The sequence below is a fragment of the Bradyrhizobium sp. SZCCHNRI20481 genome (assembly GCF_032485055.1).
Taxonomy (GTDB): domain Bacteria; phylum Pseudomonadota; class Alphaproteobacteria; order Rhizobiales; family Xanthobacteraceae; genus Bradyrhizobium.
The window spans coordinates 438,365-454,162 of sequence record NZ_JAUEUE010000001.1 but is presented as its reverse complement, the minus strand read 5'-3'; the positions used below and the strand labels follow the sequence as shown (position 1 = coordinate 454,162).

The following is a 15,798-nucleotide window of genomic DNA, read 5'->3' as shown; positions in this document are numbered from 1 at the left end:
AATCCCTCCGGCGAGCTTCGGCTTGCCGGGCGGACCAACCAGTCTCACCGCCAGCCAGAAGCAGCCAGTGAAGCAGTCCCTCGCATGACCGACCAAACCGGACTGAGCAGCCTCGTCGACCGCGCCGCCCTCGTGACGCCGCCGGTCGTGGCGGGACGCGTGCGCGGCCTGTCCGAGCGCGCCATCGCCTGGCTGTTCATCACGCCGACCATGCTGCTGCTGCTCGCGATCAACATCTTCCCGTTGATCTGGACCATCCGGCTGTCCTTCACCAATTATCGCGCGAACCGTCCGAACGCCACCGTGCTCGATGTCGGGCTCGCCAACTACCAGTCGATCCTGACCGATCCGGACGTCTGGGCGGCGATGACGGTGACCGCGCGCTTCGTGTTCTGGACCATCCTGATCCAGACCGTGCTGGGCTTCACCCTGGCCTGGCTGATCGACAAGAAATTCCGTGGCCACGGCCTTTGGACCACGTTGATCCTGCTGCCGATGATGCTGTCGCCGGCCGTGGTCGGCAATTTCTGGACCTTCCTGTACCAGCCGCAGATCGGCCTGTTCAATTACGTCATCGCCGCCGTGACCGGCATGCCGGCGTCGTCGTTCCAGATGCTGGCGCAGGTGCCGCTGGCGCCTTGGGCCATCGTCGTCGTCGACACCTGGATGTGGACGCCCTACGTGATGCTGATCTGCCTCGCAGGCCTGCGCTCAATTCCCGACTACATCTATGAGGCGGCCGAGGTCGACCGCGCCTCGCCGTGGCGGCAGTTCTGGTCGATCACGCTGCCGATGGCGCTGCCCTTCATCATGCTCGCGGTGTTGTTCCGCGGCATCGAGAACTTCAAGATGTTCGACATGGTCAACCTGCTGACCGGCGGCGGTCCAGGCTCGACGACCGAGGTCGCCTCGATCACCTTGAAGCGCGAGGCGTTCGAAAAGTGGCGCACCGGCTATTCCTCGGCGTTCGCCATCATCCTGTTCGTCACCGTGTTCGGTCTCGCCAACATCTACGTCAAGGCGCTCAACCGGGTGAAAAGCCGATGACCGGTCTCGCAACCGCCCATTCCGTCGTTGATCCGTCGCCGCTGACCAAGCGGATCGCGGCAACCGTGGTGATCGCCTATGCCCTGATCACTTTGGTGCCGCTGCTGTGGATCTTCATGACCGGATTCAAGTCGCCATCGGACGCGATCGCCTATCCGCCGAAGCTGGTCGCCGAGCCGAGCCTGGAGGGTTACTGCAACCTGTTCACGACCCGGACCCGGCAGGCCCCGGAGTACATGGCCAAGCTGCCGCCGGCCGCCAGCCTCTGCGACCGCATCTCGCGCGGCCGCAACATGGTGGTCGCGGGTCCATCGAACTACATCCCACGCTACGTCAATTCGCTGGTGATCGCGTTCGGCTCGACCGCGCTGTCGGTCGTGCTCGGAACGCTTGCGGCCTACGCCTTCTCGCGCTTCAAGGTGCCGCTGAAGGATGACCTTTTGTTCTTCATCCTGTCGACGCGGATGATGCCGCCGATCGCGGTCGCGATCCCGATCTACCTGATGTATCGCGAGCTCGGCCTGTCCGACACGCGGCTCGGCATGATCCTGCTCTATACGTCCGTCAACATCTCGCTCGCGGTCTGGCTGCTCAAGGGCTTCATGGACGAAATCCCGCGCGAATACGAGGAGGCGGCGATGGTCGACGGCTACACCCGCCTGCAAGCCTTCTTCAAGGTCGTGTTGCCGCAGGCCACCACCGGCATCGTCGCCACCGCGATCTTCTGCCTGATCTTCGCCTGGAACGAATATGCCTTCGCGGTGCTTCTGACCTCGGGCACGGCGCAGACTGCGCCGCCCTTCATTCCGATTATCATCGGCGAGGGCGGCCAGGACTGGCCGGCGGTTGCGGCGGGCACCACGCTGTTCCTGATCCCGATCGTCGTGTTCACCGTGCTGCTGAGGAAACACCTGTTGCGCGGCATCACCTTCGGAGCGGTGCGCAAATGAGCGAGTCGATCCGGAACATGCCTGCCGATGTGGCCACCACGCGCTGGCCACGGGCGCTGCGGCGCGGCCCGATGGAGACGCTGGCGACGATCCTCATTGCGGCGGGCGTGCTGATGCTGCTGCAGCCGTTCGCGCTGGTGCTCTACACCTATTCCTTCATCACCACGCTCGCTGGTGTCGTGATGTTCACCATCGTCTCCAAGTTCCCGGACTGACGCCATGGCCGAGATCCGGATCGAGAACCTGTTCAAGGAGTTCGGCGGCTTTGCCGCCGTGCGCGGCACCAGCTTCACGATCGCCGACGGCGAGTTCTTCTGCCTGCTCGGTCCGTCCGGCTGCGGCAAGACCACCACGTTGCGCATGATTGCAGGCCTGGAGCTGCCGACGTCGGGGACCATCAACCTCGGCGGCGAGGACGTCACCTTCCGGCGCGCGCGTGAGCGCGACATCGCCATGGTGTTCCAGCTGTTCGCGCTCTACCCGCACATGAACGTACGCAGGAACATCGCCTTTCCCCTGGTCTCGATGGGGGTGCCCAAGGCGGAGATCAGGCGGCGGGTCGAGGAAGCGGCGCGCATCCTGCGCATCGACCATCTGGTGGACCGTCCGGTGAGCGGGTTGTCGAGCGGCGATCGCCAGCGCGTCGCACTCGGCCGCGCCATTGTCCGCGAGCCCAAAGCGTTCTTGATGGACGAGCCGCTGGGCGCGCTCGATGCCGAGTTCCGTCACATCATGTGCGGCGAGTTGCGCGCGCTGCACGACCGGCTCAAGGCGACCACTGTGTTCGTGACTCACGACCAGCTCGAGGCGATGTCGATGGCCGACACGATCGCAGTGATGAATCGCGGTTTCGTGGAGCAGCTCGGAACGCCCCAGGAGATCTACGACCGTCCCGCCACCATGTTCGTCGCAGACTTCATCGGCTCGCCGGCGATGAACTTCATCCGCTTCGCGGGCAGGCTTGGTGCCGGCACGAACTGCGTGCGCATCGACGGCGCCGAGATCGGCGTGCCCGAGCTGCGCGAGGATGCCGAGAGCGATGAGCTGATCCTCGGCGTGCGGCCGGAGCAGGTGGCGCTCAGCGCCGAAGGCGGGCTGCGCGGCGAGGTGTTTGGCACCGAATATCTCGGCACCACCCAGATCATCACCGTGACGACGGCTCACGGCACCGTCAAGGCGCGCGCGCCCGCGGCGGTCCGGGTTGAGCGTGCGGAGCCGGTCGGACTCAGCTTCCGCGCCGACCGGCTGTCGCTGTTCGACGCCGCCACGGGCCGTGCGGTCCGCACGGCGCTGTATGAGCAGCCGGTGAGAGGAGGGCGCCATCATGGCTGAGACGCGGCTCAACGCCGTCAGCAAGTCGTTCGGTTCCAAGCCGGCGGTACGGGATTTGTCGCTGACCATCCGCGACGGCGAGCTCGTCGTGCTGCTCGGGCCGACCGGTGCCGGCAAGACCACGACATTGCGGCTCGTGGCCGGCCTCGAGATGCCGGATCGCGGCAGCATCACCATCGGCGGTGTCGACCAGACGAAGGCGACGCCGGCCGCGCGTGACGTCACGTTCGTGTTCCAGCAATATTCTCTCTATCCGCATCTGTCGGTGTACGACAATCTGGCTTTTCCACTGCGCTCGCCTGTGCGCAAGATTCCGGAGGCTGAGATCAGGCGCATCGTCGGTGACGTCGCGGGGATGCTGCGGATCGAGGACAAGCTCGGCAACCGCGCTACTCAGCTCTCGGGCGGTCAGATGCAGCGCGTGGCGATCGGCCGTGCGCTCGTGCGCAGACCCGCGATCGCATTGCTCGACGAGCCGCTGTCCTCGCTCGACGCCAAGCTGCGTTCCGAGCTGCGCATCGAGCTCAAGCGCATCCAGCAGGATCTCGGCGCCACGATGCTCTACGTCACCCACGACCAGATCGAGGCGATGACACTTGCCAACCGCATCGGCGTGATCGAGCAGGGCCGGCTGGTGCAGGTCGGCAGCCCGCGGGAGGTCTATGAGGATCCGGCCAATGCCTATGTGGCGACCCGGCTCGGCAGTCCCGGCATCAATCTGCTGCCGCGTGGGCTGTTCCCGGATCTCGCGGTGCCGGGCGACGTCGCGACGATCGGCGCGCGCACCGAGCACATGACGGTCCGGCGCGCCGAGACCCGTGCGGACGCACGGGTGAAATGGATCGAGCATCTCGGCGATCAGAATCATCTGCATATCACGCTGCAGGACCAGACCATCGTCAGCCTGGTCGAGCCGGATACGGAATTGAAAGTCGGCGACGCCGTCGCTATCGAGTTCACCCGGCCGCTGCTGTTCGACCGGGCGGGCCAGCGGGTGAGATAGACAATGGACCATGCGTTCAAGCGCAGGCTGATCATGGCGATGGCCGATGCCATCATCGCGCATGCCGAGGAACTGACCGCGCTCGATTCGGCGATCGGCGACGGCGATCACGGACTCAACATGAAGCGCGGCTTCGAGGCCGTTCTCGCCGATGTCGAGAACATTTCAGCCAAGCCTCTTCCCGAGGCGCTGAGGGCGGTCGGCATGGCGCTGGTGATGAAGGTCGGCGGTGCGTCCGGTCCGCTCTACGGCACGCTGGCGATGGGACTCGGCAAGGCGTTGCCACCGGTGCCATCTGCCGCTGAAGCGGCGGCGGCGCTCGGGCGTGCCATTGCGGACGTGAAAGCCCGCGGCAAGTCGGAAGCAGGCCAGAAGACCATGCTCGACGTCTTGATCCCGGTGCAGGCAGCTTTTGCGGCCGGTGGCGACGATCTCGCCACCCGGCTGCCCGCGATCGCTGCCGAAGCCGCCGACGCCACCGTGCCGATGCTGGCGATCCGCGGCCGTGCTTCGTTTCTCGGCGAGCGTTCGATCGGGCACATGGATCCCGGCGCGCGCTCGTCCAGCCTGCTCGTGCAGGCGATCTGCAGCGTATTCAATGAGGCCTGATCATGAGTGAGCAGAAGAATGTCGGCATCGTCATCGTGTCGCATTCCGCCAAGGTGGCGGAAGGCGCGGCCGACATGGTCAGGCAGATGGTCGGCGACAGCGTGCCGCTCGCAGCGGTCGGCGGCAATGCCGATGGCGGACTCGGCACCGACGTTGGCGCCATCATGGGCGCGATCGACAAGGCATGGTCGGAGTCAGGTGTTGCGATCCTGGTCGATCTCGGCGGCGCTGAAACCAACAGCGAGATGGCGGTGGAGATGATGCCCGAGGAGCGGCGCGAGCGCATCGTGATCTGTAACGCGCCGCTGGTCGAAGGCGCGGTGATGGCGGCGACGGAAGCCTCCGGCGGCTCGCCGCTCGATGCGGTGCGCGCAACCGCCGAAGAGCTGATGGGCGGATGAGCAGGAACGAGAATGGCTGACGGTGGAGAGATCGGCATGCAGGAAGCGAAGGCGCATGCGGTGCTGACCAACGAGGTCGGGCTGCATGCGCGGCCCTCGGTCAAGCTGACCCAGCTCGCCAAGCGCTTTGCGTCGACCATCGAAGTCGCGATCGCGGCCGACGGGCCCTGGACCGATGCCAAGAGCCCGGTGAAGATCATGCGCGTCAAGGCCGCCAAGGGCGAGACGCTGTTCCTGCGCGCCAATGGAACCGATGCCGAGGCCGCCATCGCCGCGCTGGTCGATCTGGTGAACCGCAAGTTCGACGAGGAGTGACGATGGAGCGGCGTATCTTCGGGCGGGCGGCGTCGGACGGGCTGGCCATCGGGCCCGCGGCGATCCTGCATGCGCTGGAGGGCGCCAGCCGGAGGAAAGGGACGATCGCCGAGGAGCATGAAGCGCTCGCCGTAGCGGTCGCGCATGCGCGCGAGGCCGTGGCCGAGCTGATCGACAGGCTCGAGGGAGACGCCGCCGAGCTGATCGGCTTTCAGCTCGCGCTGCTCGAAGACGATGCGCTGACCGAGGCGGCTTACGTCCAGATCGAGGGCGGCGTCGCTGCGGATGCGGCCTGGCGCGCGGCGATGGCGGAGGAGATGGCGGGGTATGAGTCCGCCGAGGACGAATATTTCCGCGCCCGCGCTGGCGACCTCGCCGACATCCGGGATCGCGTGCTGCGACACTTGTTTGGCTTGCAGCAGAACGGCAAGTTGCCGAAGGGGGCGATCGTCGTTGCGCGTGATCTGGCGCCATCGGCTTTCCTCGCCATCGAGTGGACGAATGGAGGGGGCATCGCGCTCGGCGAGGGCAGCCCGACCAGCCATGTCGCGATGTTGGCGCGCAGCCGCGGCGTGCCGATGGTGGTTGGGCTCGGTCACGATTGGGACAAGCTGACAGGGGATTTGCTGGTCGATGGTGGTCGCGGTGTCGTCATCGCCGATCCCAGCGCGCACTCTGTCGCCGCCGCGCGGGCGGAGGACGAGACGGTCTCGCGCCGCAGGGCGGAGGCAAGGGCGCGGCAGCACGAACCGGCACTGACGCGCGACGGCACCTTCGTTTCCGTGCTCGTCAACATCTCCGGTCCAGGCGATATGACGGCGCTGCCAGCCGCAGCGTGCGATGGCGTCGGTCTGGCGCGCACGGAGTTTCTCACCGGCAACCTGCTTCACGACGAGGAGGCGCAATATCACGCCTATGCCGAGCTCGTGCGCTGGGCCGAAGGCCGGCCGGTCACGATCCGCACGCTCGACGCGGGCGGCGACAAGCCGATTCCGGGCTACACGATCGATGGTGAGAGCAACCCGTTTCTTGGCCTGCGTGGCCTCCGTCTGTCGTTGCGTCATCCCGAGATCTTCCGTGTTCAACTGCGCGCGCTGGCTCGCGCCGCTGCGCTCGGACCGCTCAAGGTGATGCTGCCGATGGTGACCAATGCAGCGGAGCTGGACGTCGCGCGTCGCCATCTCCGCGCCGTGCTCGCCGAATTGGCCGCCGGCAACGTCGCGTTCGCCGCGCCGGCCTTCGGAATGATGGTCGAGGTGCCGGCTGCTGCGTTGGCAGCGCATGACTTCGCTGCGGACTTCTTCTCGATCGGCACCAATGACCTGACCCAATACGCGACCGCTGCTTCGCGTGACGGCGCCGAGGTCGCCGACTATGCCGACGTGCTGCATCCCGGGGTGTTGGCGATGATTGCCCATGTGGTGCGCGCTGGTCGCGCGCGGGGCGTGGAAGTCTCGATCTGCGGCGACGCCGCCGGGGATGTCAGAGCCATTCCGGCGCTGCTTGGGGTCGGCGTGCGCGCGCTGTCGGTCGCGCCGGGCCTGCTGCCGCTGGTGAAGTCGGTGATCCGCGAGCTTGACCTCGCCAAGGGCGCGGAAAAGGCCGCGGGAGAGGGCGCATGAGTGACCAGGATGCATCGGGGGGCGCAAGCCCGCTCGCCGAATACAAGGCGATCCTGCGCGCGGTGATCGACAGCCGTCCCTCCGGCACACGGCAGCGGTTGGCGGAGGCGATCGGCAAGAATCGCAGCTTCATCTCGCAGATCGTCAATCCGGCCTATGCGACGCCGATCCCGCTGCAGCATCTCGAGACCATCTTCCACATCTGTCACTTCTCGCCGCATGAGCAGCAGGCTTTCTTGACCGCCTACCGCGCCGCGCATCCGGGCCGGCTGGACGAGGCCGAGGCGCAGCGGCCGATGCGGCGACTCGTGGTCGAGTTGCCGGACTTCGGCGACTCCGCGCTCAACGCCCATGCCGACCGCATCATCACTGGCGTCGCGCGCGGCATCACCGCGCTGATCTCGGCCAACGAAAACAACGACGACGCCGAACCCGGAGGGAAGCCATGAAGAAGCTGATCAACGCCGTTTCCGACGTGCTGACCGAGAGCCTGCAGGGTTTTGCCGCCGTGCATGGCGACATCGTCACGCTGGGCGAGGACAACAAGTTCGTTCGCCGCAAGAGCCCCAAACCGGGCAAGGTCGCGCTGATCTCCGGCGGCGGCTCCGGCCATGAGCCGCTCCATGCCGGCTTCGTCGGGCCGGGCATGCTCGATGCCGCCTGTCCGGGCCAGGTGTTTACATCGCCAACGCCTGACCAGATGCTCGCGGCCGCGCAGGCCGTGGACACCGGCGCGGGCGCGCTGCTCATCGTCAAGAACTACGAAGGCGACGTGATGAATTTCGCGATGGCCGCGGAGATGATGGAGGGCAAGGTCGCGACCGTCATTACCGACGACGACGTCGCGGTCGAGACCTCGACCTATTCGACCGGCCGCCGCGGCGTTGCCGGCACGCTGGTCGTGGAGAAGATGCTTGGCGCCGCGGCGGAGCAGGGGCGCGATCTCGATGCGCTCAAGGCGCTCGGCGACAACGTCAACAAGCGCACGCGGTCGATGGGCGTGGCGCTGACCTCTTGCACCGTGCCGGCCGCCGGCAAGCCGACCTTCACGCTCGGCGAGGACGAGATGGAGATGGGCGTCGGCATCCATGGCGAGCCCGGCCGCCGCCGGGTCAAGCTGGCCTCCGCGGACGCCATCGCCGAGGAGATGATGGGCGCGATCCTGGCCGATCTTGCAGCGAAGCCCGGAACTCCATGCCTGCTGCTGGTCAACGGCTTCGGGGCCACGCCAGCGATGGAGTTGTACGTGATGGCCAATGCGGCGCGGCGCATCCTGGAAGGCCGCGGGCTCGCCATCGCGCGCGGGCTGGTCGGCTCCTACGTCACCTCGCTCGACATGGCCGGCTGCTCGCTCACGGTCACCGCGCTCGATGAGTCGACGATGGCGCTGTGGGACGCGTCGGTGCACACGGCCGCCCTGCGCTGGGGCTGCTGAACCGAGGTCCGCTCAGCGGATCTCGTTGGAGTAGTAGTGCTGCGCCGTCGTGGCGCGGTGCTGGCTGAGGATCGCCAGCGCGCCGGTCTGGTCATAGGCTTCCTCGTCGATGACGAGCACGGCGGCCGGCGCGGAGAGGCCGAGCAGCTTGCGGTCCTCCTTGGTGGCGACCTCGGCCGTCACCTTCTCGCGCACCGCGGCGATCCGGATGCCATAGGCCTCGAGCAGATGGCGGTAGATCAGGGCAGGGACCTTCTTCGGCTCGCGCGGAAATCCCGCCACGCGGCTCGCGACCATCGAGATCCGCGAATGCAGCACCGGCGCGCCGGCGACGCGGCGGATGCGATGAAGATGCAGCAGCGGCTCGCCGTCGGCCACGGCGAACAGCGCCGCTTCGGGCCGCTCGGCATCGCGTGTCGTCACCGACAGCACCTCGGCCTCCGAGTGCAGCAGGCTGCCGTCGGCGCCGAGCAGGCGGAAGTACTGAAAGAAGAAGCTGAGCCCATGCTGCGACGCGCGGCCCGTCACCACCGTGCCGGTCTTGCGCCGCCGCATCAGCATGCCGCCAGCTGTGAGGTCGGCCAGCGCCCGGCGGATGGTGCCGACGGCGACGCCATATTGGTTGGCGAGCGCGACCTCGCCGGGCAGCACCGTGCCCGGCGGCATGTCGCCGATCAGGATCGCCTCGGCGATCTGCCGCTTGACATGCTCGTAGAGCGGCACCGGCAGCGCGCCCGGACCCGCACCGACTCCGTCTGCCGCTTTGCTGGCCACAGCTGCCTTTTTCATGGAATTGACAAATGCCGCGTCGTGAATTCTATTTCTATATAGAATATAGGATTGAGCAGACGGCAAATGATTTCTCAGGGCATTCCAGTAGATCGGAGCCAGCCCGGCCTGGCCGGCGCCTTCGCTGCGATCGACGGCATGGCCGAGACTGCCGTCGTGGACCTGCGGAAGCTGGTGGCGGTCGATACCAGCTTTCCGCCGGGCGCCGGCTACGATGCCTTTGCCGACGTGATGGAGCAGCTCGCTAGGCCGCTGGCGCTGGATTGCGAGCGCGTGATTGTCCCGGAGGATCTATGGCGCGCACCGGGCGCGCGCGGACCGCGTACGAATCTGATCGCACGGCGCCGCTCCGGCAGACCGGTGCTCGGGCTCTATTTCCATGTGGACACAGTACCGGCGGCGCCCGGCTGGGCGACCGATCCGCTGCAACTGAGCCGCGACGGTGACCGTCTGACCGGACTCGGCGCAGCCGACATGAAGGGATCCGTCGCGGCAGCGCTGCTCGCGCTCCGCGCCGCGCAGCAGACTGGATTGTCGCTGGCCTATGATCCGATGCTGCTGCTGTGCACGGACGAGGAGGCGGGGCTTTATCCCGGCGTGCGCTACCTTGCCGAACAGGGGCGCCTCGAAGGGCATATTCTGAATTTCAACGGCAGCGCCATGCCGCGGATCTGGGCCGGCTGCTTCGGCCTGTTCACGCTCACGGTGCGCGTTCACGGCACGGCGGCCCATGCCGGCGAGCAGCGCCGTGCCGGCGCCAACGCGATCGAGGCGGCCCTGCCGATCCTCAATGCGCTCGCCGCTTTGAAGCCGCTCGTCGCGCAGCGGACATCGACGTTGCCGCCACCTCCGCAGACGGCTGGACCGCTCACCGCGAGCCTCGACATCTCGGCTATTCATGGCGGCCAATGCGGCGGACAGATCCCCTCGCTGGTCGAGATTCTCCTGTGCCGCCGCTATGCGCCCGAGGAGGACTTCGCCGCCGCGCGCCGCGAGATCGAAACGGCGATCCGGCAGGCGGCCGGCATGCTCGACGTCGAGATCATCCTCACCGGTCATCTGATGCCGACATCCGATCCCGGCGGGCCGCATTGGCCGCGCTGGCAGCAGGCGCTGTCGGCCGGTTTCGGCTACGCGGCCGAGGACTTCGCCCGATGGGGGGCGTCCGGCTGCTCCGATTTCGGCTGGGTGCAGCAGGCCACGGGCCTGCAGGAGGTGCTGCTCACGGGCCTCGGCAGGCCCGATAGCCGCATCCATGCGCCGGGCGAATCGACGACGCTCACCGACATCGTCGCATTGGCGAAGTCGGTGCTGGCCTATCTTGCAGCCGAGTTCTGTCCCGAGCTCTCTCCCGAAGCCATCACGCCCGAAAAGGACTTCGCCCGATGCCGTCCGTGACTCGTCGTCATTTCCTTGCCGGCTCCGCGCTCGCGCTTGGTGCCCTGCCGCAAGTCTCTCTCTCCGCCGAGGCGCCCAAGCGCGGCGGCGTTTTGCGGATCTCGGTCGATCAGGGCGCGGCCGTCATTCACCCGCTGCTCGCGCGCGTCAATCCGGAATACCTTATCACCGAGCTGCTCTATTCCAACTTGACCCGGTTGAAGCCGGACATGTCGGTCGAGCCGGACCTCGCCTTGTCGTGGCAGGCCGGCGCGGGGCTCACCGAGTGGACGTTCAAGCTGCGGCCCAATCTCAGCTTCCACGACGGCTCGCCGCTGACGGCGGAGGATGTCGTCGCGACCTTCAAGGCGATCCTCGATCCGAAGACCGCGTCACCGGCGCGTACCAATGTCGGCCCGATCAAGGATGTCGCCGCCGTAGATGCGTCGACCGTGCGGTTCACGTTATCGGTTGCCTTCGCCGATTTTCCGGTCGCGCTCGCCTACAACAATGCGCGCATCGTGCCTGCGAAAGTCGTTGCCGCCGATCTCGCCAGCCTCGCCACCAAGGCGAACGGTTCAGGGCCGTTCAAGCTCGTGTCCTATGAGCCGGACCGCAAGATCGTCGTCGAGCGCAACCCGGTCTATTACGATCCCGCGCGGCCTTCACTCGATCGCGTCGAGATCCTCGTCTATCCCGACCGCACCGCCGAGGCATCGGCTCTGATTTCGGGCGACATCGATCTCATGTTGTCGACCACGCCCGGCGAATATGAGCGGCTCGGCAAGGCCAGCGGCGTCAAGGCGGTGCGGATCCCCTCGGGGCAGTTTCTGAACGTCAACATGGGCTGCGACCAGAAGCCGTTCAACGACGTTCGCGTGCGCCAGGCGCTGGCGCTGACCATCGATCGCGAGGCCATGGCCGGCTTTGTGGCCGGCGGCTATGGCACGCCCGGCAACGACACGCCGCTGAGCCCCGCCTACCGGTTCTATCAGGACAGCAAACTGAAGAAGCCCGACATCGCCAGAGCCGGGCAATTGCTCGCCGATGCCGGCTATCCCTCCGGCATCGACCTGACGATGGTGGCATCCGACAAGCCGGACACGCGCACGCAGCTCGGCGTTGCGATCCGTGAGATGGCGGCGCCCGCCGGCTTCCGCATCAACGTTCAGACGATGCCGCACGCAACCTATCTCGATCAGGTCTGGAAGAAAGGCAATTTCTACGTCGGCTTCTACAACATGCAGTCGACCGCCGACGCGATCTTCAAGCTGCTCTATACCTCGGATGCGGCCTGGAACGAGACGCGCTGGAACAATGCGCGCTTCGACGAGATCGTCAATGCGGCGCGTAGCGAGACCGACGATGCCAATCGTGCCGCGCTCTATGCGCGGGCCCAGACGATGATGAGCGAGGAGGTGCCGTCGGTCATTCCGGTCTTCTTCGACATCCTGGCGGCGCAGCGCGCCTATGTGGAAGGCTACCAGCTGCATCCGCGTGGGTCGGTGTTCCGGCTCGATCTCGTCTCGCTCGGCGCCGGCGCGCCCAAGCGCAGCTGAGGCAGGATCCGAGCGGTGTCATTCGCTTGGCTGCTACGGCGGCTGCTCCTGATGGTCTACACGGTCGTCATCGTCAGCGTGCTGGTGTTCGCCATCACGCAGGCGCTGCCGGCTGATGCCGCGCAAACGCTGCTTGGCGAGAACGCCTCGCCAGAGGCGCTGGCAGCCGTTCGCAGCCGGCTCGGGCTCGACGATCCGGTCCGGCTGCAATTCGCGCATTGGGTCGCGCACGCGGCCACGGGCAATTTCGGCGTCTCCATGCGCACCGGCCTGTCGGTCGCGCCGGAGATGCTGACGGCGCTGTCGCGCTCTCTGCTGCTGGCAGCTGGCGCGCTCGTCGTCACTCTTCTGATCGCAGTCCCGCTCGGAATCTTCGCGGCGCTCCGCAAGGGCCGGCCGACGGATACGACGACCAGCGTGATCGCATATCTCGGGGTCTCGCTGCCGGAATTCGTCACCGCAACCGTGCTGGCGCTGCTGCTGACCGACATCCTGCCATGGCTGCCGGCGACCGGCTACGTGTCGCCGCTGGAGGATGCCGGGCTGGCGCTACGCCATCTGATCCTTCCGGTCCTGACGGTCTCGGTGATTCTCGTCGCGCATGTCATGCGCATGATGCGCTCGGAGACGCTGGACGTGCTGCAGTCCGACTACGTTCGCGCGGCGCGGCTGAAGGGCCTGCCTGAGCGGACGGTGCTGGTGCGGCACGTGATGCGCAACGCGCTGCTGCCGGTTATCACCATCGTCGCGCTCGACGTCGGCTATCTCTTGGGCGGCATCATCGTCATCGAGGAGATTTTCGCCATCCCCGGCATCGGCCGCGCATTGATGATCGCCATCACCACCCGCGATCTGCCGTCGATCCAGGCCGGCGCGATGATCATGGCGGTCACCTACGCGATCACCAACACGCTGGCGGATGTCGTCTACGCGCTGCTCGACAAACGGATCAGCTATGACTGAGCTGTTCGGCAGGATGATCCGCAAGCCGCAGGGGGCGATCAGCGTGATGCTGCTCGTTGCCCTCGCCATCGTCTGCATCCTCGGCCCGTGGCTCGCGCCCTATGGGCCGGAGAAGATGGATTTTCTCGGCCGTTTCCGCCCGCCGGGATGGCAGAACTGGCTGGGCGCCGACCAGTTCGGCCGCGACGTGCTGAGCCGCCTGCTGTCCGGCGCGCGCGCCACCGTTCCGATGGCGCTCGCGGCGACGCTCGCCGGCAGCGCGATGGGCGCCGTGATAGGCGTCGCATCGGCCTATCTCGGCGGCAAGGCCGACGAATTCATCATGCGCACCAACGATGCTGTGATGGCCATTCCCGGTCTCCTCACGGCGCTGCTGCTGGTCAGCACGCTCGGCAATGGGGCTGTCAACGCGGTGATCGCGATTGGCTTTGCGTTTGCGCCTGGCATGGCGCGGGTCACGCGCTCCGTAGCCCTTGCGGTGCGCAATCAGGACTACGTCAAGGCCGCCATCGCGCGCGGCGAGGCGGCATCGCAGATCATCTTTCGCGAAATGCTTCCCAACGTGATGGGCCCGATCATCATCGAGGCCACGATCCGGGTGTCGTTTGCGGTGATGCTGTTCGCTACGCTGAGCTTCCTTGGCCTGGGAGCGCAGCCGCCAGCATCCGAATGGGGGCTGATGGTGGCCGATGCGCGGCAATACATGCACCAGGCGCCGTGGATCCTGATCGCGCCCTCGGCGGCGATCGCGCTGTCGGCGATCGCCTTCAATCTCGTCGGCGATGCGCTGCGCGACGCGCTGCATCCGCGGGACGATCGATGAAGCCGGCGCTCGCCATCACCAATTACGGGCTGGACTACGTCACATCGGCGGGCGCCGTCGAGGTGCTGCGCGACGTGTCACTCGAGATCGCGCCGGGCGAGGTGCTCGGCCTCGTGGGCGAATCCGGCTCCGGCAAGAGTTCGCTGGCCTGGGCGCTGATGCGGCATCTGCCGGCCAATGCCCGCGAGATCTCGGGATCGCTGCGCCTCGGCGATATCGACCTGCGGTCTCTGAGCCCGAAGCAACTCACCGAGGTGCGGGGCCGCCGGATCGGCATGGTGTTCCAGGACCCGTCGACCGCGTTGAATCCGACACTGACCATCGGCCATCAGATCACCGAGACGCTGATGCGTCATCGCGGTCTGAACGCGCGGGCCGCCAGGGATCTCGCGATCGAGCTGCTCGGCCATGTCGAGCTGCGTGACCCCGCGGCGGTGCTGCGGCGCTATCCGCACGAGATCTCCGGCGGCGAGAAGCAGCGGGTGATCATCGCGACGGCCTTCGGCTGCCGGCCCGATGTCATCCTGTTCGATGAGCCCACGACAGCGCTCGATGTCATCACCGGTGCCCGTATCATCGAGCTGTTCGCGCGCCTGCGCGCGGAAACGGGCGTCGCTGCGCTCTACATCTCGCACGATCTCGCGATGATGACCCGCGTCGCCGATCGCGTCGCGGTGATCCGGCACGGCCGCGTCGTCGAGCAGGCGGGGGCATCTGATATATTTCGGACGCCGGAGCACGACTATACCAAGGCACTCATCGCCGCGGTGCCGCGTCCGGAGCGGCGGCTCGTGAATGATCAGCCGGGCGCTGCCGTGGTGCTTGAGGCGCGTGGCATCGAGGTGCATTACGGCCGGGCCAGCCTGTTCCGCGCGTCGCCACCACCGGCAACCAAGGCCGTCGATGTCGACATCCGCGCAGGCGAAATCGTCGGCCTCGTCGGCGAATCCGGCTCGGGGAAATCGTCCATGGCGCGCGCCCTGACCGGGCTCGCCCGCTTCGACGGTACCATCAGTTTCGACGGCCGGATGCTGCGCGGGGCCCGCGACATGAATTCCGCCTATCGTCGCGATGTTCAGATCGTGTTCCAGCACCCGGATTCCTCGCTCAATCCGCGTCACCGCATCGGCGAGATCCTGTCGCGTCCCTTGAGGCTCTACGGCGGTGATGTCGCCTCAGTGCCGCGCCTTCTCGATCAGGTCCGGCTGCCAGCGTCCTATGCGATGCGCTGGCCGCACCAGCTATCCGGCGGCGAGAAGCAGCGCGTCGCGATCGCGCGTGCTTTTGCGGCGCGACCGCGCCTGGTGATCTGCGACGAGATCACGGCGCCTCTCGATGTCTCCGTCCAGGCCCGGATCATCGAGCTGCTGCTGGCTTTGCGCGCCGAGACCGGCGCGGCCTATCTCTTCATCACCCACGATCTCAACCTCATCAGGCAGATCGCGCACCGCATCGTCGTGATGCGCCACGGCCGGCTGGTCGACAGCCGTGCCGTCGATGCCTTCGGCGCAGACGACGTTCACCCTTACACCCGCGAGCTGATGGCGGCCTCGCCAGCGCCCGTTGGCTGACC

Annotated in this window: 17 protein-coding genes; 16 read left to right on the top strand and 1 reads right to left on the bottom strand. The window is 66.8% G+C overall.

Annotation, left to right across the window (positions count from 1 at the left end):
- The first annotated feature begins 84 nt into the window (after positions 1–84).
- The 11 genes from QX132_RS02240 to dhaK are packed head-to-tail and all read left to right on the top strand — an operon-like array spanning position 85 to position 8,714.
- The gene (locus QX132_RS02240) at positions 85–1,047 is read left to right on the top strand and encodes a sugar ABC transporter permease (protein WP_315739280.1); all 963 of its coding nucleotides are present in this window, start codon (positions 85–87) and stop codon (positions 1,045–1,047) included.
- Positions 1,044–1,997, top strand: coding sequence for a carbohydrate ABC transporter permease (locus QX132_RS02235; protein WP_315712568.1), 954 nt, complete (start codon positions 1,044–1,046; stop codon positions 1,995–1,997). Before QX132_RS02240 ends, QX132_RS02235 begins: the two co-directional genes overlap by 4 nt.
- Before the next feature lie 17 nt (positions 1,998–2,014).
- A complete protein-coding gene (locus tag QX132_RS02230; RefSeq protein WP_315739282.1) occupies positions 2,015–2,212 on the top strand; it encodes a hypothetical protein in 198 nt (65 codons plus the stop codon).
- Between the two features lie 4 nt (positions 2,213–2,216).
- Entirely contained in the window at positions 2,217–3,329 is a 1,113-nt protein-coding gene (locus QX132_RS02225) for an ABC transporter ATP-binding protein (protein WP_316159963.1), read from the top strand.
- On the top strand, positions 3,322–4,332 hold the full coding sequence (locus QX132_RS02220) for an ABC transporter ATP-binding protein (RefSeq protein WP_316159962.1): 1,011 nt from the start codon (positions 3,322–3,324) through the stop codon (positions 4,330–4,332). Before QX132_RS02225 ends, QX132_RS02220 begins: the two co-directional genes overlap by 8 nt.
- Positions 4,333–4,335: 3 nt before the next feature.
- Positions 4,336–4,941, top strand: a complete 606-nt coding sequence (gene dhaL, locus QX132_RS02215; RefSeq protein WP_316159961.1) for a dihydroxyacetone kinase subunit DhaL — start codon at positions 4,336–4,338, stop codon at positions 4,939–4,941.
- A 2-nt stretch (positions 4,942–4,943) separates the two neighbouring features.
- A complete protein-coding gene (dhaM, locus tag QX132_RS02210) occupies positions 4,944–5,342 on the top strand; it encodes a dihydroxyacetone kinase phosphoryl donor subunit DhaM (RefSeq protein WP_284416623.1) in 399 nt (132 codons plus the stop codon).
- A 12-nt stretch (positions 5,343–5,354) separates the two neighbouring features.
- Positions 5,355–5,657 (top strand): HPr family phosphocarrier protein, encoded by a 303-nt coding sequence (locus tag QX132_RS02205; protein WP_316159960.1) that lies wholly within the window; start codon positions 5,355–5,357, stop codon positions 5,655–5,657.
- 2 nt (positions 5,658–5,659) lie between these two features.
- Positions 5,660–7,279: a phosphoenolpyruvate--protein phosphotransferase gene (ptsP, locus tag QX132_RS02200; protein WP_316159959.1), complete on the top strand. Its 1,620-nt coding sequence runs from the start codon at positions 5,660–5,662 to the stop codon at positions 7,277–7,279.
- Positions 7,276–7,728 carry a hypothetical protein gene (locus QX132_RS02195; protein ID WP_315777419.1) on the top strand — a complete coding sequence of 151 codons (453 nt, stop codon included), beginning with the start codon at positions 7,276–7,278 and terminating at the stop codon, positions 7,726–7,728. Before ptsP ends, QX132_RS02195 begins: the two co-directional genes overlap by 4 nt.
- Complete coding sequence (gene dhaK / locus QX132_RS02190) at positions 7,725–8,714, top strand: dihydroxyacetone kinase subunit DhaK (RefSeq protein ID WP_316159958.1); 990 nt, start codon at positions 7,725–7,727, stop codon at positions 8,712–8,714. The genes QX132_RS02195 and dhaK overlap by 4 nt, the downstream gene beginning before the upstream one ends.
- Before the next feature lie 12 nt (positions 8,715–8,726).
- Here the strand turns inward: dhaK and QX132_RS02185 are convergent, their stop codons facing one another.
- Positions 8,727–9,503, bottom strand: a complete 777-nt coding sequence (locus QX132_RS02185; protein ID WP_316159957.1) for a GntR family transcriptional regulator — start codon at positions 9,501–9,503, stop codon at positions 8,727–8,729.
- 66 nt (positions 9,504–9,569) lie between these two features.
- Between QX132_RS02185 and QX132_RS02180 the strand changes: the two genes are divergently transcribed.
- The 5 genes from QX132_RS02180 to nikE are packed head-to-tail and all read left to right on the top strand — an operon-like array spanning position 9,570 to position 15,796.
- A complete protein-coding gene (locus QX132_RS02180; RefSeq protein ID WP_315799277.1) occupies positions 9,570–10,901 on the top strand; it encodes a M20 family metallopeptidase in 1,332 nt (443 codons plus the stop codon).
- A complete protein-coding gene (locus QX132_RS02175) occupies positions 10,889–12,439 on the top strand; it encodes an ABC transporter substrate-binding protein (RefSeq protein ID WP_315739292.1) in 1,551 nt (516 codons plus the stop codon). Before QX132_RS02180 ends, QX132_RS02175 begins: the two co-directional genes overlap by 13 nt.
- Before the next feature lie 15 nt (positions 12,440–12,454).
- Positions 12,455–13,402 (top strand): ABC transporter permease, encoded by a 948-nt coding sequence (locus tag QX132_RS02170; RefSeq protein WP_316159956.1) that lies wholly within the window; start codon positions 12,455–12,457, stop codon positions 13,400–13,402.
- Positions 13,395–14,225, top strand: a complete 831-nt coding sequence (locus QX132_RS02165) for an ABC transporter permease (RefSeq protein WP_315739295.1) — start codon at positions 13,395–13,397, stop codon at positions 14,223–14,225. The genes QX132_RS02170 and QX132_RS02165 overlap by 8 nt, the downstream gene beginning before the upstream one ends.
- Entirely contained in the window at positions 14,222–15,796 is a 1,575-nt protein-coding gene (nikE, locus tag QX132_RS02160) for an ABC transporter ATP-binding protein (protein WP_316159955.1), read from the top strand. The genes QX132_RS02165 and nikE overlap by 4 nt, the downstream gene beginning before the upstream one ends.
- Positions 15,797–15,798: the final 2 nt, after the last annotated feature.